Below are 25047 nucleotides of genomic sequence, written 5' to 3'. Positions count from 1 at the left end.
TTCGCGTATGAGCCCCTAGGGAAAGCGCTAGCGGCATAGTCGCCATCAAACCCAGATGGCGTCTATAGAATCGCTTCGATCCGCATAAAACTGTTATCGCGGTTAGAGGCGGCTGCATGGCGGGAGACCCCCGGGCTCATGCAGTTTCAGCCGTTGTGGTTCCAAGCTGAAGGGTTGGTTGTATGGATATTTTGCTGCAGCAGATCATCAATGGTCTGGTATTGGGCAGCATGTACGCTTTGATAGCCTTGGGCTACACCATGGTGTACGGCATTATTCAATTGATTAACTTCGCGCATGGCGAAGTGCTGATGATCGGGGTGCTGACGAGTTGGAGCATCATCGGCGCGATGCAGGAGGCGATGCCCAATACGCCGGGCTGGATCATCCTGCTGATCGCGACCCTCATTGCCTGCGTGGTGGCGGCGGTACTCAATTTCACGATTGAAAAGCTGGCTTACCGGCCGCTGCGCAACAGCCCGCGCCTGGCGCCGCTGATCACTGCGATTGGCATGTCGATCTTGCTCCAGACCTTGGCGATGATCATCTGGAAGCCCAACTACAAACCCTATCCGACCCTGCTGCCGATGGAGCCCTTTGATGTGGCGGGCGCGGTGATCACGCCGACCCAGATCCTGGTGCTGGGTGTGACGGCGGTGGTGCTGGCGGTGTTGATGTACCTGGTGAACTACACCCGCCTGGGCCGCGCGATGCGGGCCACGGCAGAGAACCCCCGCGTGGCGGCACTGATGGGCATCAAGCCGGATATGGTGATCTCAGCCACCTTTGTGATTGGTGCGGTGCTGGCGGCGATTGCCGGCGTGCTCTGGGCCTCGAACTACGGCACGGCGCAGCACACGATGGGCTTCCTGCCCGGCCTCAAGGCCTTTATTGCGGCGGTGTTTGGCGGTATCGGCAACCTGGCCGGTGCGGTGGTGGGCGCGATGATTCTGGGCCTGGTGGAAGCCATTGGCGCGGGCTACATCGGCCAGCTCACCGGGGGCGTGCTGGGCAGCCAGTACGTCGACATCTTCTCGTTCATCGTGCTGATCATCGTGCTGACCCTGCGCCCCTCGGGCTTGCTGGGCGAGCGGGTGGCCGATAGAGCTTAAGGGGAACCGCATGAAGAACAACAAAATACAGTTCATCCTGGGCGCCATTGCGCTGCTGGTCTTGCCGCTGATCCTGCAGTCCTTCGGCAACGCCTGGGTGCGGATTGCCGATCTGGCCTTGCTCTATGTATTGCTGGCCCTGGGTCTGAACATCGTCGTGGGCTTTGCCGGCCTGCTCGACCTAGGCTATGTGGCCTTCTATGCTGTGGGCGCCTATATGCTGGGCCTGATGGCCTCGCCCCACCTGGCCGAGACCTTCGAAGGCTTCAAGGCCATGTTCCCCAATGGCCTGCACACCTCCATCTGGCTGGTGATACCGCTCGCTGCCTTGCTGGCGGCCGTCGCGGGGATGATATTAGGCTTCCCGGTGCTCAAATTGCGCGGGGACTACCTGGCCATCGTGACCCTGGGTTTTGGCGAGATCATCCGCATCTTCATGCTGAACCTGGACCAGCCGGTCAACATCACCAACGGGCCCAAGGGTCTGGGCCAGATCGATTCGATCAAGATCTTTGGTTTTGACTTTGGCAAGCCGCTGGAGATTGCCGGCCACACCATCTCGTCGGTGACCTTGTACTACTACCTGTTCCTGGTGCTGGTGGTGGCCAGTGTGGTGATCTGCTACCGCTTGCAGGATTCGCGCATTGGCCGCGCCTGGATGGCCATCCGCGAAGATGAAATTGCCGCCAAGGCCATGGGCATCAACACCCGCAACCTCAAGCTGATGGCCTTTGGCATGGGCGCCACGTTTGGTGGTGTGTCCGGCGCGATGTTTGCCGGCTTCCAGGGCTTTGTCTCGCCCGAGTCCTTCAGCCTGATGGAGTCGATCATGATCGTCGCCATGGTGGTGCTGGGCGGCCTGGGCCATATCCCCGGTGTGATTCTGGGCGCCGTATTGCTGTCGGCCCTGCCCGAGGTGCTGCGCTATGTGGCCGGCCCGCTGCAGGAGCTGACCGACGGCCGCCTGGATGCCTCCATCCTGCGCCAGCTGCTGATTGCGGTGGCGATGATTGTGGTGATGCTGCTGCGCCCACGCGGCCTGTGGCCGGCACCCGAGCATGGCAAGAGCGCCATCCAGAAAGACTGAGCAGGAGAGACGCGCATGACGAACACACAAGCTCCTGCACTGAAAGTCGCAGGAATATCCAAACGCTTTGGCGGTTTGCAAGCCCTCTCGGATGTGGGACTGACGATTGAGCGCGGCCAGGTCTATGGCCTGATTGGCCCCAATGGCGCTGGCAAGACCACGTTCTTCAATGTGATCACCGGGCTGTACACGCCCGACAGCGGCAGCTTTGAGCTGGCTGGCAAGCCCTACGAACCCAAGGCCGTACATCTGGTGGCCAAGGCGGGCATTGCCCGTACCTTCCAGAACATCCGTCTGTTCTCTGACATGACGGCGCTGGAGAACGTGATGGTGGGCCGCCATGTGCGCAGCCATTCGGGCCTGCTGGGCGCCATCTTCCGCACACCGGGCTTCAAGGCCGAGGAGCGTGCCATTACCGAGCGCGCCCGTGAGCTGCTGGTGTATGTGGGCATTGAGCGCTATGCCGATTACAAGGCACGCACCCTGTCCTATGGCGACCAGCGCCGCCTGGAAATTGCCCGCGCGCTGGCCACCGACCCGCAGCTGATTGCGCTCGATGAACCCGCCGCGGGCATGAATGCCACCGAGAAGGTGCAGCTGCGCGAGCTGATCGACCGCATCCGCAAGGACAACCGCACCATCTTGCTGATCGAACACGATGTGAAGCTGGTGATGGGCCTGTGCGACCGGGTGACGGTGCTGGACTATGGCAAGCGGCTGGCCGAGGGCTCGCCCGCCGAGGTGCAGAAAGACGAAAAAGTGATTGAGGCCTATCTGGGCACCGGAGGACACTGAGCATGGTTGACAAGACATCCAACCCGGTACTGCTGAAGGTACGCGGGCTGAAAGTGGCCTATGGGGGCATCCAAGCGGTCAAGGGCGTGGATTTTGAGGTGCATGAGGGCGAGCTGGTGTCCTTGATCGGCTCCAACGGCGCGGGCAAGACCACGACGATGAAGGCGGTGACCGCCACCCAGCCCATCAACGACGGGCACATCGAGTTTTTGGGCGAGAACCTCAAGGGCCGGGGCGCCTGGGACCTGGTGGCCAAGGGCCTGGTGATGGTGCCCGAGGGGCGGGGCGTGTTCACGCGCCAGACCATCACCGACAACCTGATGCTGGGCGCCTACCTGCGCAAGGACAAGGCGGGCATCCTCGCCGACATCGAGAAGATGTTCAGCATCTTTCCGCGCCTGCGTGAGCGTAAGGACCAGCTGGCCGGCACCATGTCCGGTGGCGAGCAGCAGATGCTGGCGATGGCGCGCGCGCTGATGGCCCAGCCCAAGGTGCTGTTGCTCGATGAACCGTCGATGGGCCTGTCGCCCATCATGGTGGACAAGATCTTCGAGGTGGTGCGCGATGTCTATGCGATGGGTGTGACGATTGTGCTGGTCGAGCAGAATGCCAGCCGCGCGCTGGCGATTGCCGACCGCGGTTATGTGATGGAGTCCGGCATCATCACGATGACCGGCCCGGGCCAGGAGCTGCTGGCCGACCCCAAGGTGCGCGCCGCCTATCTGGGCGAATAGCCGAGGCCACCGCTTCCCCCAAGCACTGCCCAGTACTGCTGGTCAGTGCTTTTTTTTATGCATGCCACATGGGCACCCGTTGCATCGTGCTTGGCAGCCATCACGTTGATGGCGGAAGGGGTATGAAGGCTGCGGTTGTCAGGGTGGACGGTGAGCTCTGGCCGCCTCTGGACGGAGCGCTGTGGGCGCCGCGGCGGACATGGTGTTTTAGGCGGGGTGACTTCAAATACGACAAAGAAATGACAATTGCATTTAAAATTGGTGAATTTTGCAGTGCAGCAATGCGCCGTGAATGACAGATTTTGCGCACGGCAAACCGCTGACACCGCTGGCAATTCAAGGACTTGCGGGGTGGCGACGGGGCCTGTTGGCCCGGCAGGGATACGACCGTATCCGGCCGGGTGTGCGCAGGTTTTCCCCTTTTTTTGCATTGCAACCGAATAGGTACACCCATGCTCTTTGGCAAACTCTTGCCGCGCGAAGGCAATTTCTTCGAACTGTTCAACCAGCACGCCGACCGCATCGTGGAAGCGGCCCATGCGTTCTCCCAGCTGGTGGCCAATTACAACGATCCCCATCTGCGTGAGAAGTACAACCAGGATGTGGACAATGCCGAGCGCGCTGCCGACCGCGTGACCCATGAGGTCAACCGCACCCTGCACAAGACCTTCATCACCCCCATCGACCGGGAACAGATCCACTCGCTGATCAACACTATGGACGACGTGGCCGACCTGATCCAGGACTCGGCCGAGACCATGGCGCTCTACGACGTGCGCCACATGACCGAAGAGATCACCCGCCTGACGGACCTGAGCGTCAAGTGCTGCGAGCGCGTGCGCGATGCCGTCAAGATGCTCGACCGCATTGCCGATCCTGCCACGACCGAGGCGGCGATCAAGACCTGCGAAGAGATCGACCGCTTGGAGAGCGATGCCGACCGCGTAATGCGCTCGGCGATGAGCAAGCTGTTCCGCGAAGAACCCGATGTGCGCGAGGTGATCAAGCTCAAGGCCATCTACGAGCTGCTCGAAACCATCACCGACAAGTGCGAAGATGTGGCCAACCACATCGAAGGCATCATCCTGGAAAACTCCTGATCCGTTTCAGCAAGCAGGAGACTGAACTTCCATGGAACCGATGCAAACAGCCCTGTGGGTGATTGTCGTGCTGGTGGCGCTGGCCATCTTGTTCGACTTCATGAACGGGTTTCATGACGCGGCCAACTCGATTGCGACCGTTGTCTCGACCGGCGTGCTCAAGCCCACCCAAGCGGTGGTGTTTGCGGCATTTTTCAACTTTGTGGCGATCTTTGTCTTCCACCTGAGCGTGGCGGCGACGATTGGCAAAGGCATTGTCCAACCGGGCATTGTCGATACCCATGTGATCTTTGGCGCGCTGGTGGGCGCCATCGTCTGGAACCTGATCACCTGGTACTACGGCATTCCGTCCAGCTCCTCGCATGCGCTGATTGGCGGCATTGTGGGCGCTGTCATCTCCAAGGCGGGTGCGAGCTCGCTGATTGCCAGCGGCATCTGGAAGACCGTGGCCTTTATCTTCGTCTCCCCCGTGCTCGGCTTCTTGCTGGGCTCAATCATGATGGTGATCGTGGCCTGGCTGTTCCGCCGCACCACGCCGGGGCGGGTGGACAAATGGTTCCGCCGCTTGCAGCTGGTGTCTGCCGGTGCCTACAGCCTGGGCCACGGCGGCAACGATGCGCAAAAGACCATCGGCATCATCTGGCTGCTGCTGCTGTCCACCGGCTATGTCTCGGCAGCCGATGCCAGCCCACCCACCTGGGTCATCGTCTCGTGCTACGCGGCGATTGGCCTGGGTACCATGTTTGGTGGCTGGCGCATCGTCAAGACCATGGGCCAGAAGATCACCAAGCTCAAACCCGTGGGCGGCTTCTGCGCGGAAACCGGTGGCGCGATGACCTTGTTCATCGCCACTGCGCTGGGCGTGCCGGTCTCCACCACGCACACCATCACCGGCGCGATTGTCGGTGTGGGCTCCACCCAGCGCATGAGCGCGGTGCGTTGGGGCGTCGCCGGCAATATCGTCTGGGCCTGGGTGCTGACCATTCCGGCCAGCGCCTTTGTGGCAGCTTTTGCGTATTGGGTGAGTCTGCAGCTCTATTGATGGTTGAAAGTCGATAGCCAAAAGGCGGCTGGCGGATATGATCTGCCAGCCGCTTTTTTTTGGAACACCGACATAGCCGCCATGCGTGATACCCCGTTGACTCCCTCCTTTTTCCCGCTGCATCCCCTCGGCTGGGTGCTGGCCTCCTTGGCGGTTCTGTTGCTGGTGGTGTTGGCCTTGGCCTGGATGCTGGCAGGTTGGCTGGCAAAGCCCTACCGCCAGCAGATCGGTGCGGCACCGGCGGCGCTGGGCGCGGTAGACGTGGAAATCGCATCTGCCCCCGGCGTGGTGCGCGGCTGGTATGCCCCCGGTAAGCCGGGTGAGGGTGCGGTTCTGTTGCTGCACGGGGTGCGCGCGGACCGGCGCGCGATGCTGCCCCGGGCGCCGGCGCTGCAGGCGCGTGGCCAGGCGGTGCTGCTGATTGATTTGCCAGCCCATGGCGAGAGCGACGGTGACATGCTGTCCTTTGGCCCCCGCGAGGGGCTGGGCATCGCCCAGGCGCTGGCTTGGCTGCAAGCGCAGCAGCCCACGGAGAAGGTGGGCGTGGTGGGTGTATCGCTGGGCGGTGCCAGCCTACTGATAGCTGAGCTGCAGCAGGCCCCCGATGCCGTGGTGCTGGAGGGCGTGTTCCCCACAATGCGGGCCGCGGTGGACAACCGGGTGCGTGCGGCACTGGGCCCGCTGGCACCCTTGGCCCGCATTGCTACACCGCTGCTGCTGTGGCAAATGCCGCTGCGGCTGGGCGTTGATCCCCAGCGTTTGCGCCCTATCGACCGCCTGAGCAGCCTGCGGATGCCCGTGTTGGTAGCTGGCGGTATGGAAGACCGCTACACCACCGAGGCCGAAACCCGGCAAATGGCTGAGGCCGCGACGGATGCCCCCCACCAGCTCTGGCTGGTGCCCGGTGCCGCCCATGAGGACCTGTACCAGATTGCGCCGCAGGCGTATGAGGCCCAGGTGTTGGCGTTTTTACGCGAGCAGCTGCAAGCGAATTAAGCGTCTGCCACTGTCAGACCCTGATTGTTACTGCGAAATCTTGCGCGCTTCCTCGATCTGGTACTGGAAATAGTGCTCAAAGCTGTAGGCCAGGCTGGCCATCAGGATGGTGGTGCCAATCAGCAAGGAGGCCACAATGCCGAAGATCGTCAGCCAGCGGGTGCAGCCGGGCAGGGCGTCCGGTGCCAGCTGTGGGTTGTGGCGGGCATTCCATTTCTCCGGCGCCATCAGGCCGTAGATGATGGCCGTGAGCGCGCAGGCGGCAATGGTGAAGCCCAGCAGCGGCACCAGCAGCCAGCTGATCTGGTCATCAATGCCGTAGCTGGCGATGCGCTCAATACCGTAGAGCCCCAGCGCCGTGGGAATCGGCAGCATCCAGCCCAGCATGTCGCCCAGCCCATACAAGTAGAAGCGGTGCAGGCCCAGCGGCCCGCCTAAAAAGGCCAGCCAGGTGGCGAGGGTCTTGCTTTTGCTGCGGCTCATGGCGCGGGGGCGTAGGGCGCGAACGGTGCGATGGGCTCCGTCGTATTGCCAGCGCCCAGGGTTTTTTCCATCATCACAATGTCTAGCCAGCGGCCAAATTTCCAGCCCACCGACTGCATCGTGCCGATATGGCTGAAGCCTGCCGCAGTGTGTACGCCCACCGAGCCGGCATTGCGGGAATCCCCGATGACGGCAATCAGCTTGCGCACGCCCGCTGCCTCGCAGTGCTTGATCAGCGCGTTCATCAGCAAGCGCCCCAGGCCCCGGCCATGTTGTCCATCTGCAACATAGATCGAGTCTTCTGCCGAAAAGCGGTAGGCGGGGCGGGCCTTGAACCAGTTGGCATAGGCAAAGCCGATCACCTGGCCGTCCGCGTCCTCTGCCACCAGATAGGGCAACTGGCGGCTCAGCACCTCTTCGCGGCGGCGCGCCATCTCGTCTTCGCTGGGGGCTTCGGTCTCGAAACTGCCGGTGCCATGCAGCACATGGTGGGCATAAATGCGGGTCAGCGCGGGGATGTCATCAGGGGTGCTATTACGAACGCTTGGCATGGGTGGAAGAAGTTTGTATAATGGTTGGCTTTACTGCGTGTCGCTGGCCGGGTGGCTAGTTGCGTGTCTCAAACGCGGTGAGAATACTAACCACCCGAAGGAATATTATGGTCGTAATTCGCCTGTCCCGCGGCGGCTCCAAGGCCCGCCCGTTCTACAACATCGTCGTTGCTGACAAGCGCGTGCGCCGCGATGGCTCGTTCATCGAGCGTCTGGGCTTCTACAACCCGTTGGCTAAAGACGGTGTTGAAGGTCTGCGCATTGCACTGGACCGCGTGGCTTACTGGAAGAGCGTCGGCGCTCAGGCTTCCACCACCGTGGATCGTCTGGCTAAGCAAGCTGCCAAGGCTGCTGCTTAATTTGCCTCTATCATCGCTGATGGTGCTTAGGTACCATTGGTGCATGCGGGCCGCTGTTGCGATAAGCACTGCGGCCCGTTTTTCATTGCCCTGTTGAACTGCCATGCCCGCTACCGAGTTGTTGTTAAGCCCCGCCACCTTGCCCGATGACGCCATTGAAGTGGCGCGCATTGCCGATGCCTGGGGCGTCAAGGGCTGGTTCAAGGTGGTGGCACTGAGCCCTGATCCACAGGCACTGCTGAAGTCCAAAATCTGGTTTATCCAGCCGCCTGAAAAAGGTGGCCGCCATTTCCAGGGCGTTGCCCAATTGGAGATGCGCCAGTCGCGCTTCCATGGCGATGGCATCGTCGGCTGGGCGCAGGGCGTGGATGACCGCGACCAAGCCGAAAAACTCCGAGGCGCCCGGGTGTTCATCTCGCGCGCTGATTTCCCCAAGACCGAAGACGGCGAATACTACTGGGTGGACCTGCTGGGTCTGGCCGTGGTCAACCGCGAAGGCGTGGCGCTGGGCACCGTGCATGACCTGATGGCCTCCGGCCCGCAGACGGTGCTGGTGCTGAGCTACGAAGAAGACGGCAAGACGCAGGAGCGGCTGATTCCGTTTGTCGACGCCTTTGTCGATGAGGTCTCGTTGCCCAACAAGCGCATCACCGTGGACTGGCAGCCGGACTATTGATCGGATGGTGCAGAGGGCGAGGGGGTAGGCGGCTTGTTTGGGGGAAAGGTTTCTATGCGTTTTGACATCATCACTTTGTTCCCCGAGCTGTTCACGCCTTTTGTGGAGGTGGGTGTCACCCGCCGCGCCTATAGCAGCGGCCAGGTGGCCGTGCAATGCTGGAACCCCCGCGATTACGCCCCCGGCAACTACCGGCGCGTCGATGACCGCCCCTTTGGCGGCGGCCCCGGCATGGTGATGATGGCCCAGCCGCTGGCGGATTGCCTGGCTGCCATCCGTGCGCAGCGCGCCGAGGCCGAGCCCGCGCCGCTGGTGCTGTTCTCGCCGATTGGCGAGCGCATCGACCATGCCCAGGTGCAGGGCTGGTCCGATTCGCAGGGCGCTATTCTGCTGTGCGGCCGCTATGAAGGCGTGGACCAACGCTTTATTGACCGCCATGTCGATGTGCAACTGAGCCTGGGCGACTTTGTGCTCTCGGGCGGTGAGATTGCCGCAATGGCGCTGCTCGATGCCGTGGCCCGATTGCAGCCCGGCGTGCTGAACGATGAGGGCAGCCACCAGTTCGACAGCTTCAACCCCGCGCTGGATGGTCTGTTGGATTGCCCCCACTACACCCGGCCCGAGGTCTGGGAGGGTGAGCCGGTGCCCGCCGCGCTGCTGTCCGGCCACCATGCGAATATCGAACGCTGGCGCCGTGAGCAAAGCCTGCGCAACACGGCCCTCCATCGCCCCGAATTGCTGGACCAGGCCCGCAGCCGCCAGCAGCTCAGCCGCAAGGATGAGCAGGTGCTTGCCAGTGCCGATTTGGTAAATTTGGCAAAACCGCTATAATTGCCGGTTTTACGATCCTCTACACGGCCGCTTTTTTCAATGGTGAGAGAAGCAATATGCCGCACATGCCCCGTACACCGTGCTGGGCGCGGCTGCCAAATTCATGGCGCGCGTACGATCGTTGGATGAAACCATGAACCTGATCCAGATTCTCGAGCAAGAAGAAATTGCTCGCCTGAACAAGACCATTCCTGAATTTGCCCCTGGCGACACCGTGATCGTTAGCGTGAACGTTGTTGAAGGTACGCGCAAGCGCGTGCAGGCCTACGAAGGCGTGGTGATTGCCAAGCGCAATCGCGGTCTGAACAGCGGCTTCACCGTGCGCAAGATCTCCAGCGGCGAAGGCGTGGAACGTACGTTCCAAACCTACAGCCCTATGATCGCCGGTATCGAAGTCAAGCGCCGCGGCGATGTGCGCCGTGCCAAGCTGTACTACCTGCGTGAACGCAGCGGCAAGTCGGCTCGTATCAAGGAAAAGCTGCCAGCACGCAAGGCAGCACCTGTGGCAGCTGCGTAATAACGCTGCGACAGAGCCCAGTGCTGAAAGCCGCTACAGTGCAAGCTGTGGCGGCTTTTTTTACATGGGTCACCGCCTGCTGCTGTCTATGTCTAACGCCTCCACTCCCCCGCATCCATCACCCACCGCCGTAGCCGCTCGGGTCTCGTCCATCATGGATCCGCGCCGCGCGCCGGTGGTGCAGATTGACGCTGCGCTGCCTGCGGTCGCACCCCGCTTGCTGCGTGCAGAAGGCCTGCGCCAGGCCTTTGTGGCCCACCCCTATGGCGGTGAGCCGGAAATCTTCCGCGAGCGCAGCTGGACGGACCGTCCGCCCGCCAAGGCGGCCGTGCTGGTGGCGCTGGTGCAGCGCCAGGAGATGCATGTGCTGCTGACCCAGCGCAGTGCCGGCCTGTCCAACCATTCGGGGCAGATTGCCTTCCCCGGTGGCCGCCAGGACCCGGAAGACCGCGACGTCAACGACACTGCCTTGCGCGAAGCCTGGGAAGAGGTAGGGCTGGCCCGCGAGCGGGTCGAAATCATTGGCCGCCTGCCCGAATACGCGACCGGCTCGGGCTTTGAGGTGACGCCCATCGTCGGGCTGGTGCAGCCGCCCTTCGACCTGCAGGCCAACCCGGGCGAGGTGGACGAGGTTTTCGAGGTGCCGCTGTCCTTCTTGATGAACCCGGCGCACCACCGCTGGCAACAGCTGGACACGCCGGAGATCAGCCGGCGCTGGCTGTCCATGCCCTATGACGACCCGGAATCCGGCCACCAGCGCTTTATCTGGGGGGCTACGGCCAGCATGTTGCGCAATCTCTACCGTTTTTTGGCCTTTCCACCCGCATCGTAGTTTGTAACGGCTTGTGTGATGCATCACAGCCGGTATGATCACTGTCCATGAGTTTTTTCGCCACGCTGATGGCCTTGCTGTTGGAGCAGGCCAAATCCCTGTCTCGTGACAACCCGGTTTATGCGGGTGTGCGTGCCTGGGTGCAATGGCTCAGCCGCAACCTGGATGCTGGAGAACAGCGCCATGGCTGGCTGGCCTGGACGGTGGCCGTGCTGCTGCCCACGGCCTTGGCCATGGGCATGCATTGGCTGCTGGTCTCCCTGGTGGGTTGGCCCTTGGCCATGGCCTGGCATGTGCTGGTGCTGTATGTCACCCTGGGTTTTCGCCAGTTCAGCCACCATTTCACGCGGATTCGCCATGCGCTGGAATCCGGTGATGAGGACCAGGCCCGCCAGTACCTGGCCGATTGGCAGCAGGTGGATGCCGATGATTTGCCGCGCCGCGAGATCGTGCGCCATGTGATCGAGTATTCGGTACTGGCCGCGCACCGCCATGTGTTTGGCGTGCTGGCCTGCTACTCCATCGGCTCGGCGCTGGGCCTGGGGCCCGCCGGCGCGGTGTTCTTCCGCATGGCCGAATATGCCTCGCGCTTTGCACGCCAGTCCGGGCCACCCGCACCGATGGTGCAGGGCGCTTTCGAGACGGTGGCCGCCAAGGCCTGGATGGTGGTGGATTGGCTGCCGTCTCGGCTGACGGCGCTGAGTTTTGCCGTGGTGGGCAACTTTGAAGAAGCGATTGATGGCTGGCGCTTTCAGACCCAGCATTTCCCCAATGACAACGATGGCGTGATTTTGGCTGCTACTGCGGGTGCTATCGATGTGCGCCTGGGCGGTGTGGCCTTGCGCGCCCGCAGTGTCGATATCGATGCAGCAGCCCCTCTGCAGATCCAGGGCGATGGCGCCACCACCCCGGGCCGTGACCCGGAAGTGGCCCACCTGCGCAGCGTGGTGGGCCTGGTATGGCGCTCCGTCGTGGTCTGGATGTTACTGCTTGCGCTGCTCACCTTGGCGCGCCTGTTGGGCTGAGCCGCTAACACAACCCTTGATACGTCGTTGCCAAGCCTTGTCGTACTACTGTACTGCCTGCGGCTTGGCGTCTAGTCTCAACCGCAAACCTGCGGTTTGCTGGGCTGTGTTAACGGCTACTAGGCAGTCTGCAGTGCAGCAGCAGGGCTGCGTCGCTGCCCCATCGCCACCAGCACCAGGCCGATGGCCGACAGCGCAGCAGCGCCCCAGATGATCGACAGCAGGCCAGCGCCAGCAATCAAGCTGCCGCCCACCCAGGCGCCCAGCGCATTGCCCAAGTTAAAAGCGGCAATATTCAGGCTGGAGGCCAAGGTGGCACCCTGGCTGCCCACCCCTTGCATCACCCGCATCTGCATGGGGGCCACGGTAGCGAAGGCGACGACGCCTAGCACGGTGACATAGGCCATCGCGACAGCGCCCGAGATGCCAAAGGCCCAGCGGCCTGCCAGCAGCACGACGACCAAGGCGCCCAAGGTGATCCACAGTGCGCGCACCACACCCCGGTCGGCCAGCTTGCCACCCGCAATATTGCCCACGGCCGAGCCGGCGCCAAACAGCAGCAGGCTCACGGCCACACCGGTGTTGCCCATCTGGGTGATCTGCGACAGCAGCGGCTCCACATAGGTATAGAGCGCAAACACGCCGCCAAAGCCAAACACCGTCATGCCCAGGCCCAGCCACAAGGGCATGCTCGACAGGATGGACAGCTCATCACGCAGCGCTGCAGGTGCGGCCTGCTCCAGCTTGCGGGGCACAAAGGCAGCCAGAATGCCCAGCGCGACCACGCCGATCACGGCCACGGCGGCAAAGGCCATGCGCCAGCCAAAATGCTGGCCGATCCAGGTGCCGGCCGGCACGCCCAGCAAGGTTGCGAGGGTGAGGCCCGAGAACATCAGCGCAATGGCCGAGGCCTGCTTGTCCTTGGCCACCAGGCCGGTCGCCACCACGGCGCCCACGCCAAAGAAGGTGCCGTGGGTGAGCGAGGTGAGCATGCGCGCCAGCATCAGCCACCCATAGGTGGGGGCCAGCGCGGCCGCGATATTGCCGGCGATAAAGATCAGCATCAGGCCCAGCAGCAGCCATTTGCGCGGCCAGTGGCGGGTGGCCAGGGTGAGCACAGGCGCGCCAATTGCCACGCCAAAGGCATAGCCGGATATCAAGGTGCCCGCCATGGGGATGCTGATACCCAGGTCCTGGCTGACCTGGGTGAGCAGGCCCATGATGATGAATTCGGTGGTGCCGATGCCAAAGGCACCGGCGGCGAGCGCCAGCAATGAGACAGGCATGAGAGTTTTCCTTGTGTGATGCGATGGCCGGTGGCCTCGTAGAGGAGATGGATTGTGGCGCGCCGCTTGATTCTTGTGTAGCCGGAACAGTGGAAAGGTATTTGTTCCCAAATGGAATAAATAGGTGCAGAATTTGCCTCCACCATCTGTCGCTATGAACCCCTTGACCATGCGCAACCCTGCCTTTGCCCCCAGTACCACCTTTGAGACCAACCGCTCCGGCGAGCTGGAGGTGTTTGTGCAAGTCGCAGAACATGGCAGCTTCTCGGCTGCGGCCCGCCATCTGGGCGTGTCGCCATCGGCCACCAGCAAGATCGTGGCGCGCATGGAGGCGCGGCTTGGCGCGCAGCTCTTGCTGCGCAGCACCCGCAAGGTGCAGCTGACGCCAGAGGGCCGCCAGCTCTATGAGCGCGGCCAGCGGGTGCTCGCCGATCTGCAGGAAGCCGAAGCGGCTGCATCGCTGCGCAGCGCGCCCAAGGGCGTTGTGCGCATCAACTCCAGTTCATCGACGGGGCAGGCCATCCTGGTGCCGCTGATGGCCCAGCTGATGCAGCAGTACCCGGGCCTGGTGCTGGACCTGAGTTTTACCGACGAGGTGGTGGACCTGATGGAGGCGCAGGCGGATATTGCGATCCGCTGGGGCAAGCTGCCCGCCTCGGACATGGTGGCCCGGCTTCTGGGCCATACCCGCCAGATCATCGTGGCCGCTCCCGCTTACCTGGATGCGCATGGCGTGCCGACGCACCCCGATGCGCTGGGCGGTCATGTGCGCATTGGCTGGAACTACCAGCGCACCGTACCGCACTGGCCTTTTCGCGTTGACGGGCAAGAGGTGGATGTGGCCATTGGCGAGCTGCTGCGCGTCAATGATGGCGATGTGATGCGCAACCTGGCGGTGGCTGGTGTAGGGCTGGCGCGGCTGTCACTGTTCCATGCCTGGCACGACATTGCTGCCGGCCGCCTGCAGGTGGTGCTGGAGGCCTTCAACACGGGGGTGCTGGAGCCCATCCATGCGGTCTACCTGGGCAAGCCCGAGCGTCTGCCATCCCGCACGCGGGCGGTGCTGGATTTTCTGAAAGACCATGTCGAGCTGCAGCATGCCGAAACCCTGCCCAAGGCATGGTGCCGGGGCTGACGCTTGGGCTAACGTGATGGCTCAGTAGGCGCTCAGGTTCAGCTCGTCGAACAGCTCGCCGTAGATGCGGTAGCGGTTCTCGCTGATGGGCAGCCCCGCATGGCCGTTTTTGACGGCGTCGATCACGCCGCAGCCAGGCTCATGCAAATGCGTGCAGTTGTAGAACTTGCATTCCTTGGCATGGGCGCCAATGTCGGGCATGCAGGCGGCCAACTGCGTCGGGGCGATATGGTAGAGGCCGAATTCCTGAAAACCGGGCGAGTCGATCAGCGCCGTCTTGCGGGCCTCGTCGATCCAGTACAGGGTGGTGCTGGTCGTGGTGTGCTTGCCGGTGTTCAGCGCCTGCGAGATCTCGTTGGTAGCCACATTGGCACCCGGGATCAGCAGGTTGATCAAGGTACTTTTGCCCACGCCCGAGGGGCCGAGCACCAAGGTGGTCTTGCCTTCAAGCAGGCCAAAGATGGCATCGCGGTCTTCGTCGTCCGCATCGGCAAGCGTGAAGGGCAGCACCGTGTAGTGCGGCGGGTCTTCCACCTGGTCGCGCATATTGCGGTAAGGCTCCAGCCGTTCCCAGGCGCGCAAAAAGGGCTCGCCCAGGTCCATCTTGTTGAGCGCAATGATAGGGGTGATGTGCGCCGCCTCGGCCGCAATCAGCGCACGTGCCAGCTGCACCTCGCTGAAAACTGGCTCGGCGGCGATCAGGATCAGCAGCTGGTCCAGGTTGGCGGCAAAGGTCTTGGTGCGGATGTCGTCCTGGCGGTAGAACACATTGCGGCGCTCCAGCACCTTCTCGATCGTGCCCTCGTCGCCCTGGCCGGGTGGCGGGGCCAGCCAGCGCACATGGTCGCCGACGACGGCCTGGCTCTTCTTGCCCCGGGGGTGGCAGATGCGGCGCACGCCGTCTGGTGTCTCCACCACACAGTGGCGGCCATAGCTGGCGACAACCAGGCCGGTTTGTGTCTCGCTGAGGTTGTTGTTGCCAGGGCGTCTTGCGGGTTTTGCCATGGCGTTCAGGCGAGCTGCAGCATGGCTTCGATGCGGCGCGCGCATTCAAAATCGGTGACCGACAGCCCATGCACATCATGGGTGTTGAAGCGCACCACGCAGCGGTTGTAGTGCACCGAGAGGTCCGGGTGGTGGTCCTGGGTGTGGGCCACCAAGGCCACGCCGTTCACAAAGGCCATGGTCTCGTAGTAATTGGCAAAGCGGAAGGTCTTCTCGATGGCCACATCGGCGCCATCACCGCTCAGCACCCAACCGGTCAGTTGGCTCAGCTGTGTCACCACTTCGGAGGCGGACAGCGCGCGGCGGCTCTGGGTGGACCAGTCTTGTTTGGGCAGGTGGGTATCAGTCATGGGCCAATTGTTGCATGTGGCGAATACGCTCGACGGCCGGCGGGTGCGAATAGTAGTAGCGCACATAGACCGGGTCGGGGGTCAGGGTCGAGGCATTGTCCTCATAGAGCTTGAGCAGGGCCGATTGCAGATCGGCCGCGCGCGTTTGCTGGACGGCATAGGCATCGGCCTCGAACTCATGCTTGCGCGAGGAATGCGCCATCAGCGGCGAGACAAAGCTGCTGAACACCGGCACGGCCAGCATGAACAGCAGCAGCGCCAGCGCATCGTTGGGGCTGGAGCCGGGCACGCCGGGGATGTTCAGGTTGGGCGTAACGCCCAGGCCGGTATAGAACCAGCCCTGCTGCGACAGCCAGCCCAGCAGTGCAAAGCCCAGCAGGGTCAGACCAAACAGGCCCAGCATCCGCTTGAGGATGTGCTTGTGCTTGAAATGGCCCAGCTCATGGGCCAGCACGGCTTCGACCTCGTCGCCGCTCAGCTTTTGCAGCAAGGTGTCGAAGAACACCACACGCTTGCTGGCGCCAAAGCCGGTGAAATAGGCATTGGCATGCGCGCTGCGGCGGCTGCCATCCATCACAAACAAGCCCTTGGCGGCAAAGCCGCAGCGCTGCATCAGCGCCTGCACACGGGCTTTGAGTGTCTCGTCGTCCAGTGGCTGGAACTTGTTGAATAGTGGTGCGATGAAGGCAGGGTAGATGACCATCAGCAGCAGGTTGAAGCCCACCCAGAACGCCCAGGCCCAGAGCCACCACCACTGGCCGGCCGAGCCCATCAGCCACAGAATGACCGCCAGAATCGGCAGGCCGACGAGCGCGCCCATGACCGTTCCCTTGAGCAAATCGCCCAGCCACAGGCCCAGGGTCATCTTGTTGAAGCCAAAGCGCTGCTCCAGCACAAAGGTTTGGTAGTAGCTGGCCGGCAGATCGATGAGGCCGCTGATCAGTGCAAAGCAGGCTACCAGCGCCAACTGCTGCCACATGCCGCCGCCCAGCGCATCCAGCAAGCTAGCGTTGAGCAGGTCCAGCCCACCCAGCAAGGTCCAGCCCAGCAGCGTGACGGTGCCCATCGCCAGGCCCAGCAGGCCAAAGCGGGTCTTGGCAATCGTGTAGTCGGCCGCCTTGTGGTGGGCGGCCAGGCTGATGCGATCGGCAAACAGTGCAGGCACCGTATCGCGGTGCGCCGCCACATGGCGCATCTGACGGCTGGCCAGCCAGAGTTTGGTCAAAACGCTGGCAGCCAGCGCGACGGCAAAAATCAGGGTGAACAGCAGCGATAGAGTCACGAGTGGGGATGTTGGTTGGCGAATACCGGACAGTGTAGGGCATGGGCGACAATCGCCCCCATGCAAAACAAGAACACCCTGGACAGTGCGTTGACGCCTGCAACGGCAATGGCCAAGTCGGACCTGAACCTGGTCTGGCTGGACTGCGAGATGACCGGTTTGAACCCCGAAGAACACCGCGTGATCGAGATCGCACTGGTGGTGACCAATGCCGATTTGAGCGTACGCGTTGAAGGCCCCGTGATTGCGGTACACCAAAGCGATGAAGAGCTGGCCAAGATGGATGCCTGGAACCGGGGCACCCACGGCCGCAGCGGCCTGACCGAGCGGGTCAAGGCCTCGACCACCGATGAGGCCGCTGCGCAGGCCGAGGTGCTGGCTTTTCTAAAGCGCTATGTGCCCAAGGCCAAGGTGCCCATGTGCGGCAACAGCATTGGCCAGGACCGCCGTTTTCTGGCGCGCTACATGCCCGATCTGGAGGCCTATTTCCACTACCGCAATGTGGATGTCAGCACCCTCAAGGAGCTGGCGCGGCGCTGGCGGCCCGAGCTGATCGCCGGGTTCAAAAAGGCGCAAATGCACACCGCGTTGGCCGATGTGCATGAGTCGATCGAGGAGATGCGCTACTACCGCGAGCATTTTCTGCAGCTGGCGCCCGCTGTAGCGGCTACTTGATGTCGAAACGGCTGACCTGGCTGGTTTCGGTCACCAAGGTATCGGTTTTTCCGGCCTGGCGGGTGGTGGCGCTTTCTTTGAGCGTGAGCCCGCGATAGGGGCCCGCCGCTGCCACCCAGGTCGTTGTCTGTGTCTCACGGTTCTCGTCGGGCTTGCCTTCCTGGCTTGCCGCAACGCTGCTGACAAAGCGGCATGCCTCCACCGTGCCGAGGGCCGTGGTGATGGTTTCTCTGCCTTCGTAGGTTCTTGCATAGGCCAGGGTGGTCACGGTCGTTGTCTCCTGGTCAAAGGTCGAGTAGATATCCGTTTGTACGATGGTCTGAGATGTGGTCTGGCCCAGCTCCATCGCAATCACAGACTGGCGGGGCGGCGTCAAGTTTTGGCGGCTGTTCGAGCCGATGGTGTATGCGTTGTAGCCGTGATACAGCAGCGCTCCCCCTTCAATGCTGAAGTGCAGTTGTGCTCGTCCGCTGTCGGGCGAAACATAGATGTGACTGACTCCGTTCTCCTCCTTCTGGCTGGTGACCCAGTGCTGTGAGGGAGAGGTCATTGCCGGGGTGTCATTCAAGCGGATGTTATTGCTGGTGTAGATTTGCGTGTCTTGCCGGTAGAAGCCTGCGTTGAAACAGTCGCTGGAATTCTTGGCTGCTTCTGAACTGTCGCTGTCACCTCCTCCTCCGCAAGCTGCCAGCAGGACTGCGCTTAGCAGACCCGTCGTCGTGATGAAAGTCCGTGAATAGCCGGTCATGCGATCTCCTTGTTGTGATTGGTCTGAGGACATCCTAGGGAGCGCATTCTGGTAGTCAACCTGCATGACGTGGTTTGTTGCTTTTCTCCATACAGCTGATCTTTGGTGTTCAGCAGCGCTGTTGTGGCACAGATGTCCTTCGCTTGATGCGGGAAAACCCGAAACGTGCGATAATTCGCGCTTCCCCGCCAAAACAGGCGGTTGATACGTACATCTCCCTTCATTCTCTGGGCGTCCAGGTCATGCGATTCGCAGCACGACCGATTTGAACAAGCCCGCGGCAATCTGTATGGCCGTTACCGTTTGATGGTTGATGTTTTTAAACCATGAACGGTACGGAACTGCGTCGCGAAACGCGCAGTCGCCGGCCTATTGCTATTGTTCAAAAAATGACGCAAGACCTCCATCTGCAGGGCGAAGCCGCGCCTGCGCAAAACACTGTTGACGCTACCCAAGAGATCGTCAATACCCCCACCCTGTCCGCTGAAGCCGTAGACGCTTCGCAAGAAGACAGCACCGCGCTGGTGGCTGATGCCGAAGTGGAAGCCGAAGCCGAAGTCGTGCCTGAAGGCCCGAACGGCTTTGTCGAGCTGGGCCTGGCGCCTGAGCTGGTGCAAGCCGTCAAGGACCTGGGTTACACCCAGCCTACCGCTGTGCAGCTGCGCGCCATTCCTTTGGCGATGATCGACGAAAACAGCGACAACCAGCACTTCACCGACCTGATGGTGTCGAGTCAGACCGGTTCGGGCAAGACCGCAGCGTTCCTGCTGCCCGTGCTGCACACCCTGATCCAGCAACAAGGCCAGGCAGAAGCCGAAGAGCGCGCCGAGTACGAGCGCCTGGCTGCTGAAGCCGTGGCCCGTGGCGAGCAAGCGCCCAAGCGCGCCAAGCGCAAGAACCCGCTGAGCCCCCGCAACTTCAAGGCCGCCCAACCCGGCGCGCTGATTCTGTGCCCGACCCGTGAACTGGCCCAGCAGGTGGCGCATGACGCCATCGAACTGGTGCGCCATTGCAAGGGCCTGCGTGTGGCCAACATCGTGGGCGGCATGCCTTACCAGCTGCAAATCGCCAAGCTGCAAAATGCCGACCTGGTGGTGGCAACCCCCGGCCGTCTGCTGGACCTGCAGCGCTCGATGCAGATCAAGCTCGACAAGGTGCAGTTCCTGGTGGTGGATGAAGCCGACCGCATGCTGGACCTGGGCTTCTCGGACGATCTGGCCGAAGTGAACCAGCTGACCGCACAGCGCAAGCAAACGATGATGTTCAGCGCGACCTTCGCGCCGCGCATCCAGCAGCTGGCCATGCGCGTGATGCATGACAACGGCTCGGGCGTGCAGAAGATCACCATCGATTCGCCGCAAGAAAAGCATGCCAACATCAAGCAGGTGCTGTTCTGGGCCGACAACTCCCAACACAAGCGCAAGCTGCTGGACCACTGGCTGCGTGACGCGTCGATCAACCAAGCTATTGTGTTTGCATCCACTCAGGTGGAATGTGACGGCCTGGCCAACGACCTGCAGCAAGAAGGCTTCTCCGCCGTTGCACTGCACGGCGCGCTGAGCCAAGGTCTGCGTAACCGCCGTCTGATGGCGCTGCGCAGTGGCCAAGTGCAGATCCTCGTGGCAACCGATGTGGCCGCGCGTGGTATCGACGTGCCCACCATCACCCACGTGTTCAACTACGGCCTGCCGATGAAGGCCGAAGACTACACCCACCGCATTGGCCGTACCGGCCGTGCTGGCCGCTCGGGTCTGGCGATCACCTTCGCCGAGTTCCGCGACCGCCGCCGTGTCTTCGATATCGAGGCTTACACCAAGCAGCAGTTCAAGCCTGAAGTGATTCCAGGTCTGGAGCCACAACAACGCTTCCCTGCCCGCAGCGAAGGCTCGCGTGGCGCTGGTGCTGGCCGTGGTGGTGACCGTGGTCGCCCAGGTGCTGGCGCTGGACGTGGCGGTGATCGCCGTGGCGGTGGTGGCTTCGGTGCCGACCGTGGTGGCTTTGGTGCCCGCCGTGATGGCGAAGGCTATGGCCGCAAGCCTGGCTTTGGCGAGAACGCTGGTTTTGGTGGTGCTCCACGCGGTGGCGACAGCCGTCCTCGTTTTGAGCAGCGCGATGACCGCGCTCCACGCTTTGAACAACGTGCTGACCGTGGTGGCGATCGCTTCCAGGACCGCGGTGCGGACCGTGGCGGTGACCGTTTCCAGGACCGTGCTCCACGTCCTGAAGGCCGTAGCTTTGACCGTGCCCCTGAGCGCAGCTTTGACCGTGCTCCCGAGCGCCGTGGTGACCGTCCTGACCGTTTTGCCGCAGACAACCGCGGTGCTGACAGCCGCGCCCCACGTGGCGCAGCCCCTCGCCATGCCGGCGGTGGTGGCGATTTCGCCCAGCGCCGTCCTGGCGGTGAAAACCGCTTTGGTGGCGAGCGCGGTGGCCGTCCTTACGCGCCAGCCGGCGGCAAGCGCACTGAGCGCAGCCGTTAATCCAGGCAGGATAAGCAGTGGCATATGATGTGCCGCTGACCCAGTCAATGCAAAAGAGCTTCCCACGGGAAGCTCTTTTTTTGTGCCCGAACGCTGAGAGGACGGGTGCGTTGCGTTGCGTTGCGTTGGTGTGTGGTGCGGGGGGCTGGTTTCAGACCGCGTTGTTACGGCCGATGTCTGGCCAGCGGTGGTGGAAATAGATCCAGCTGAGCAGGCCCGTCATCATCAGGCCCATCGATGCGATGGCCAGTGCCACGGTGGAGTGCATCACCAAGGGCGCGAGAACGCCGGCCACCAGGCCATTGGCGACCGAGGTGACAACAGCCTGCAGCGAAGAAGCCAGGCCACGGCGTTCGGGGTGCAGATCCAGCACCAGCAAGGTGACGACCGGCGTCATCAGGGCCCAGCCAAAGGAGTAGATGCCCATGGGCAGCAAGGCCCAGGCCGGGTGCGGCGGCAGCACCAGGTTCATCACCAGGTAGATGCAGGAGGTCAAAAACATGATCAAGAACCCATGGCGCACTTGGCGCTTGGGCGGAATTTTGCCCGCCAGCCTGCCGCTGACCCAGGCGCCCAGCATGATGCCGCCGATGGTGCAGATAAAGAACCAGAAGAACTGGGTCGGCTGCATGTGCATGTGCGTGCCCAGAAAAGTGGGGGCCGACAAGATGTAGATGAACATGCCGTTGAAAGGCACGCCGCTTGCAGCGGCCAGCAGCAAAAAGCGCGGGCTGCTGCACAGCTGCCAGTAACCACGCATGAGGTTGCGCACATCAAAAGCCTGGCGCTTCTCTGGGGGTAGGCTCTCTGGCAGCAGGCGCCAGTTGTAGGCCCAGAGCAGAGCGCCGATCACGGTGAGCAGCCAGAAGATAGATTGCCAGCTGGCGTAGGCAATAAAGATGCCGCCAATCATCGGTGCCACCGCCGGTGCAATGCCAAAGTAGATGGTGATCTGGCTCATCACCCGCTGCGCCTGGGCGGGAGGGAACAGGTCGCGCACCACCGCACGCGACACCACAATGCCGGCGCCCGTGGTGCAGCCTTGCAGCGCGCGGAACAGAATCAGTTGCTCAGGCGTCTGGGCCAGCGCGCAGCCGGCCGAGGTGAGCGCAAAGGTGGCGAGCCCCCACAGCACCACCGGGCGGCGGCCAAAGCTGTCCGACAGTGCGCCATGGAACAGGTTCATGAATGCGAAACCAAACAGATAGGCCGACAGCGTCTGCTGCATCTGCAGCGGCGAGGCATTGAGCGATGCTGCAATGCCGTCAAAGGCCGGCAGGTAGGTGTCGATCGAGAAAGGCCCGAGCATGCCCAGCAAGGCCAGCATGACCGCCAGAATCCATTGGGGTGTGGGCTGGGTGGATGCGGGGTCAGCAGGGCGTGGTGGGTTCATGGCCAGCGCGCCACTGGCCGTTGGCAAGGGGCGTCGTCAATAGGGGGTGAAGAGAGGGGGCGGCGGTTGCAGCCTGGGCCTTGCCCGGTGTGCAAGCAGCAGGCGCCGAGCTTACCTCAAGCGCTGCAGAGATGCAGTCGCTGCGGTATGGGTGTGCTGCAGCGGTAACCGCTCAGCGCGGCTGCACTTCATCGGGCAGCATGGCGGCGATGATGTCCAGCGTATCGAGCATTTGCGAAGGGTTACGCGGATCGGCACTGAGCACCGGCACGGCGCATTCGGCATGGGCCGAGAGGCGGACCGTGAACATCTCCTGCTGCGCAGCCGATGCAGGTCGTGAAATCAGCACGACGATGGCCTGGATGTTGGGTGCGGCATGGCACTGCTGTATCAGATCGATGGTCTGCTCCATCGAATGCGGGTCATGGATATCGACCATGACGATGGCGCCAAAGGCCAGCGACAGGGCCCATTCGCGCACAAAGTCATAGCGCTCCTGTCCCGGGCAGCCATACACCTGAAGCGTGTCCTCATCGTCCAGCTTGATTTCGCCAAAGTCGAGGCCCACCGTCGTGGTTTCCTTCGCATGGGCTTGCTTGTCCAGGTTGGGGACATCGCACTCGATGGCCAGGCTGCCACACAGGCTGCGGATCGCGGTTGTCTTGCCGATGCCCATGGGGCCTAGCAGCACAATGCGCTTGATGGGGTGGTGCATGCGGTCCTCCCGTCAGATTCAGTGCGGGTCGCTGGCCCGGTTCTGGTTGATCCAGCGGCTCAGTTGTCGGAAAAGGCCCAGCTTGGCCGCTGCCGGGCCCGGCTCGGCAGCAGCGGAAGCGGGGGACGCAGGGGTGAGCAAGGTGGTCGATTCAGGGGCTGCGGGCGCTGCGGTCTCGACCAGCACGCCCTTGGCGCGCAGGACCTGCAGCACACGCAGAATCTCGCTGGGTTCCAGCTGGGCGCGTTCGCTCAGCTCGTCGATGCTGCGGTCGCCCGAGATCATGGCCGCCAGCAGTTGCCGGTGTGCCTGGCCGGCCATGCTGCCGGTCAGCTGGGTCCAGCGCTTGATGCGAAAACGGGTGCCGGCTGCCGGCAGGTTGCCCAGCGCCGCAGGTGTCGCCGTGGCGGTGGCCGTCGCGGCTTCGACCACCGGCTCAGCCAGGGGCTCGGCCACCACCACGGTGGGCAGGTTCAGGTCAGTCGCTCTGAGGAAGGCCGCATCGGCAGTCTTGATCTGCACATCATGCCCCAGCGTCATGCTGTGCTGGCGGCGTGTCTTGAGGGTTTCGCGCAGGCGCTTGCCATGCGCTTGCACGCTGATGTGCTCCAGCATCTGGGTCAGGCGCCCGACGCTGTAGTCAGGTGGCAGCTGGGCATCGATTTGGTCAGGCCACTGGGCACGCGCGGCCTGGGTCTGGTCATCCGTGGCAATCAGCAGCACGAAGGAGCTGTTGGATCGGTTCTGAATGGCATCGGGCGCGCTGTGGGCGTCGATCACCCACAACTCAGTGGCGGCCTTGGCAGTCTGAGAAGGCTGTTTGTCGCGCCAGTGCTTGGCTGCGACTTCAAACAAATAGCTAAAGCGCAGTTGATGGGCTTCACTCAAATGGGCGGCATGCAGGATCAACTCGGACATAACAACTCTCCCTGGCACATTCACCTTCAAGCGTTGCGGAAGCGTCAGTTCTTGCAAAGCAGTTGCTTGGCAAGGACGTTGTTCCATTTTCAAAGCTTGTAATAATATGTCAATATTTCAGATATATTAATAATCCGCAATTGATGGAACGCAACTATGGGTTGATCTCTGTCCCAGACTAGACGGGGTGCCTGAAAAGTGTAACTGCCTTTCTTGGCAGCTATATGGCGAAGCCGCTGGTAAACCGCAGAGATATATACCAAGGCTTATATAGTAATCAAATAAACAACAGGCCTGCGCAGGCCTGTTGTCTGGTGTTGCTCAGTGCTGGTGCTGGTGGGCGCCGGAAGCGGGTTGGCCTGCGGCCGGAGCCAGTGCGCGCACAGGGGCGCTGACGGCAATGCTTTCCTTGGCGCCATCGGCGTGTACCACCTCCAGAACCAGGTCGACGTTCTGGCCAGCGACCAGCGGTTTTTTCAGGCCCATCAGCATGATGTGATAGCCGCCCGGCTTCAGGCTGACGGTTTGTCCGCTGGGGAGATCCACGCTGGGGACGGCGCGCATCTTCATGACGTTTTCTTCCATGCGCATCTCATGCACTTCGGCCGTGGTGGCGGCATCCGTTTTCACGCCCACCAACTGGGCCTTGTCATGCGCTGAACGCAATTCCATAAATACACCCGACGCCTGTTGTTGTGCGACCGTGGCGCGAGCCCAGGGGTTGCTGACCGTGACATGGGCAAAGGCGCTGGAGGCTGTTGCAAACGCGAAGGCGGCGAACAAAGAGGGGAGCAGGGCGCGCATGGTAGGGATGGAAGAGAATGGACTGGAGAAAAAGCGAATGCCTGCATTCTACAAGCGCGGCGTGATGGCTGCTTTCCTGCGTGGGCGCGGCGCGCTGGGTCAGAAAATACGCGGGG

The 25047-nt window shown here is 62.4% G+C and carries 27 protein-coding genes; 16 read left to right on the top strand and 11 right to left on the bottom strand.

Annotated elements, in window-relative coordinates; genetic code table 11:
- Positions 1 to 182: 182 nt before the first annotated feature.
- The 7 genes from HS961_RS20100 (at position 183) to HS961_RS20070 (ending at position 6866) form a co-directional block, all read left to right on the top strand.
- The gene (locus HS961_RS20100; RefSeq protein ID WP_182325046.1) at positions 183 to 1112 is read left to right on the top strand and encodes a branched-chain amino acid ABC transporter permease; all 930 of its coding nucleotides are present in this window, start codon (positions 183 to 185) and stop codon (positions 1110 to 1112) included.
- Positions 1113 to 1122: 10 nt separating this feature from the next.
- Positions 1123 to 2199 carry a branched-chain amino acid ABC transporter permease gene (locus HS961_RS20095; protein WP_182325044.1) on the top strand — a complete coding sequence of 359 codons (1077 nt, stop codon included), beginning with the start codon at positions 1123 to 1125 and terminating at the stop codon, positions 2197 to 2199.
- 15 nt (positions 2200 to 2214) lie between these two features.
- The gene (locus HS961_RS20090) at positions 2215 to 2994 is read left to right on the top strand and encodes an ABC transporter ATP-binding protein (protein ID WP_182325042.1); all 780 of its coding nucleotides are present in this window, start codon (positions 2215 to 2217) and stop codon (positions 2992 to 2994) included.
- Between the two features lie 2 nt (positions 2995 to 2996).
- The gene (locus HS961_RS20085; RefSeq protein ID WP_182325040.1) at positions 2997 to 3728 is read left to right on the top strand and encodes an ABC transporter ATP-binding protein; all 732 of its coding nucleotides are present in this window, start codon (positions 2997 to 2999) and stop codon (positions 3726 to 3728) included.
- Positions 3729 to 4180: 452 nt separating this feature from the next.
- Positions 4181 to 4828 carry a DUF47 domain-containing protein gene (locus HS961_RS20080; RefSeq protein ID WP_133854979.1) on the top strand — a complete coding sequence of 216 codons (648 nt, stop codon included), beginning with the start codon at positions 4181 to 4183 and terminating at the stop codon, positions 4826 to 4828.
- A 31-nt stretch (positions 4829 to 4859) separates the two neighbouring features.
- Positions 4860 to 5870 carry an inorganic phosphate transporter gene (locus HS961_RS20075; protein WP_182325038.1) on the top strand — a complete coding sequence of 337 codons (1011 nt, stop codon included), beginning with the start codon at positions 4860 to 4862 and terminating at the stop codon, positions 5868 to 5870.
- Between the two features lie 81 nt (positions 5871 to 5951).
- Entirely contained in the window at positions 5952 to 6866 is a 915-nt protein-coding gene (locus tag HS961_RS20070; RefSeq protein ID WP_182325036.1) for an alpha/beta hydrolase, read from the top strand.
- Between the two features lie 27 nt (positions 6867 to 6893).
- On the opposite strand, the gene HS961_RS20065 is transcribed toward HS961_RS20070, so the two are convergent.
- Positions 6894 to 7349, bottom strand: coding sequence for a hypothetical protein (locus HS961_RS20065; protein WP_182325034.1), 456 nt, complete (start codon positions 7347 to 7349; stop codon positions 6894 to 6896).
- Entirely contained in the window at positions 7346 to 7900 is a 555-nt protein-coding gene (locus HS961_RS20060) for a GNAT family N-acetyltransferase (protein ID WP_182325032.1), read from the bottom strand. Before HS961_RS20060 ends, HS961_RS20065 begins: the two co-directional genes overlap by 4 nt.
- A gap of 107 nt (positions 7901 to 8007) precedes the next feature.
- Between HS961_RS20060 and rpsP the strand changes: the two genes are divergently transcribed.
- From rpsP to HS961_RS20030, 6 genes are all read left to right on the top strand, one after another.
- Positions 8008 to 8259 carry a 30S ribosomal protein S16 gene (gene rpsP / locus HS961_RS20055; RefSeq protein ID WP_182325030.1) on the top strand — a complete coding sequence of 84 codons (252 nt, stop codon included), beginning with the start codon at positions 8008 to 8010 and terminating at the stop codon, positions 8257 to 8259.
- A 103-nt stretch (positions 8260 to 8362) separates the two neighbouring features.
- Positions 8363 to 8935 carry a ribosome maturation factor RimM gene (gene rimM, locus HS961_RS20050; RefSeq protein WP_182325028.1) on the top strand — a complete coding sequence of 191 codons (573 nt, stop codon included), beginning with the start codon at positions 8363 to 8365 and terminating at the stop codon, positions 8933 to 8935.
- A gap of 54 nt (positions 8936 to 8989) precedes the next feature.
- Positions 8990 to 9766 (top strand): tRNA (guanosine(37)-N1)-methyltransferase TrmD, encoded by a 777-nt coding sequence (gene trmD, locus HS961_RS20045; RefSeq protein ID WP_182325026.1) that lies wholly within the window; start codon positions 8990 to 8992, stop codon positions 9764 to 9766.
- A gap of 133 nt (positions 9767 to 9899) precedes the next feature.
- On the top strand, positions 9900 to 10283 hold the full coding sequence (gene rplS / locus HS961_RS20040) for a 50S ribosomal protein L19 (RefSeq protein WP_027011119.1): 384 nt from the start codon (positions 9900 to 9902) through the stop codon (positions 10281 to 10283).
- 88 nt (positions 10284 to 10371) lie between these two features.
- Positions 10372 to 11115 carry a CoA pyrophosphatase gene (locus HS961_RS20035; RefSeq protein ID WP_182325024.1) on the top strand — a complete coding sequence of 248 codons (744 nt, stop codon included), beginning with the start codon at positions 10372 to 10374 and terminating at the stop codon, positions 11113 to 11115.
- Between the two features lie 47 nt (positions 11116 to 11162).
- On the top strand, positions 11163 to 12140 hold the full coding sequence (locus tag HS961_RS20030; RefSeq protein ID WP_182325023.1) for a CobD/CbiB family protein: 978 nt from the start codon (positions 11163 to 11165) through the stop codon (positions 12138 to 12140).
- A 119-nt stretch (positions 12141 to 12259) separates the two neighbouring features.
- On the opposite strand, the gene HS961_RS20025 is transcribed toward HS961_RS20030, so the two are convergent.
- On the bottom strand, positions 12260 to 13426 hold the full coding sequence (locus HS961_RS20025; RefSeq protein ID WP_182325021.1) for an MFS transporter: 1167 nt from the start codon (positions 13424 to 13426) through the stop codon (positions 12260 to 12262).
- 154 nt (positions 13427 to 13580) lie between these two features.
- Between HS961_RS20025 and HS961_RS20020 the strand changes: the two genes are divergently transcribed.
- Positions 13581 to 14561 carry a LysR family transcriptional regulator gene (locus HS961_RS20020; protein ID WP_238347677.1) on the top strand — a complete coding sequence of 327 codons (981 nt, stop codon included), beginning with the start codon at positions 13581 to 13583 and terminating at the stop codon, positions 14559 to 14561.
- A 21-nt stretch (positions 14562 to 14582) separates the two neighbouring features.
- Here the strand turns inward: HS961_RS20020 and rsgA are convergent, their stop codons facing one another.
- From rsgA to HS961_RS20005, 3 genes are read right to left on the bottom strand one after another with little or no spacing between them, the layout of a single operon-like run.
- Positions 14583 to 15566: a ribosome small subunit-dependent GTPase A gene (gene rsgA / locus HS961_RS20015; RefSeq protein ID WP_182325019.1), complete on the bottom strand. Its 984-nt coding sequence runs from the start codon at positions 15564 to 15566 to the stop codon at positions 14583 to 14585.
- A 5-nt stretch (positions 15567 to 15571) separates the two neighbouring features.
- Positions 15572 to 15916: a 4a-hydroxytetrahydrobiopterin dehydratase gene (locus HS961_RS20010; RefSeq protein WP_182325017.1), complete on the bottom strand. Its 345-nt coding sequence runs from the start codon at positions 15914 to 15916 to the stop codon at positions 15572 to 15574.
- Positions 15909 to 17198, bottom strand: a complete 1290-nt coding sequence (locus HS961_RS20005) for a M48 family metallopeptidase (RefSeq protein WP_412101610.1) — start codon at positions 17196 to 17198, stop codon at positions 15909 to 15911. The genes HS961_RS20010 and HS961_RS20005 overlap by 8 nt, the downstream gene beginning before the upstream one ends.
- Positions 17199 to 17258: 60 nt before the next feature.
- On the opposite strand from HS961_RS20005, the gene orn reads away from it, so the two are divergent.
- A complete protein-coding gene (orn, locus tag HS961_RS20000; protein ID WP_182325015.1) occupies positions 17259 to 17873 on the top strand; it encodes an oligoribonuclease in 615 nt (204 codons plus the stop codon).
- Here orn and HS961_RS19995 read toward each other — a convergent pair.
- A complete protein-coding gene (locus HS961_RS19995; protein WP_182325013.1) occupies positions 17866 to 18621 on the bottom strand; it encodes a hypothetical protein in 756 nt (251 codons plus the stop codon). The genes orn and HS961_RS19995 overlap by 8 nt on opposite strands.
- A 389-nt stretch (positions 18622 to 19010) precedes the next feature.
- Between HS961_RS19995 and HS961_RS19990 the strand changes: the two genes are divergently transcribed.
- A complete protein-coding gene (locus HS961_RS19990) occupies positions 19011 to 21101 on the top strand; it encodes a DEAD/DEAH box helicase (RefSeq protein WP_182325011.1) in 2091 nt (696 codons plus the stop codon).
- A 151-nt stretch (positions 21102 to 21252) separates the two neighbouring features.
- Here HS961_RS19990 and HS961_RS19985 read toward each other — a convergent pair whose 3' ends face one another.
- The 4 genes from HS961_RS19985 to HS961_RS19970 form a co-directional block, all read right to left on the bottom strand.
- The gene (locus HS961_RS19985) at positions 21253 to 22494 is read right to left on the bottom strand and encodes a multidrug effflux MFS transporter (RefSeq protein ID WP_182325009.1); all 1242 of its coding nucleotides are present in this window, start codon (positions 22492 to 22494) and stop codon (positions 21253 to 21255) included.
- Positions 22495 to 22666: 172 nt separating this feature from the next.
- The gene (locus HS961_RS19980) at positions 22667 to 23209 is read right to left on the bottom strand and encodes a GTP-binding protein (RefSeq protein ID WP_238347676.1); all 543 of its coding nucleotides are present in this window, start codon (positions 23207 to 23209) and stop codon (positions 22667 to 22669) included.
- Positions 23210 to 23227: 18 nt separating this feature from the next.
- Positions 23228 to 24127 (bottom strand): hypothetical protein, encoded by a 900-nt coding sequence (locus tag HS961_RS19975; RefSeq protein WP_182325007.1) that lies wholly within the window; start codon positions 24125 to 24127, stop codon positions 23228 to 23230.
- Between the two features lie 321 nt (positions 24128 to 24448).
- On the bottom strand, positions 24449 to 24931 hold the full coding sequence (locus HS961_RS19970; protein ID WP_182325005.1) for a copper chaperone PCu(A)C: 483 nt from the start codon (positions 24929 to 24931) through the stop codon (positions 24449 to 24451).
- Positions 24932 to 25047 lie beyond the last annotated feature (116 nt).

Origin of the sequence: Comamonas piscis, from assembly GCF_014109725.1 — a bacterium.
In the GTDB taxonomy this organism is placed as follows: domain Bacteria; phylum Pseudomonadota; class Gammaproteobacteria; order Burkholderiales; family Burkholderiaceae_C; genus Comamonas; species Comamonas piscis.
This window is presented reverse-complemented; position numbering and strand designations above follow the sequence as displayed.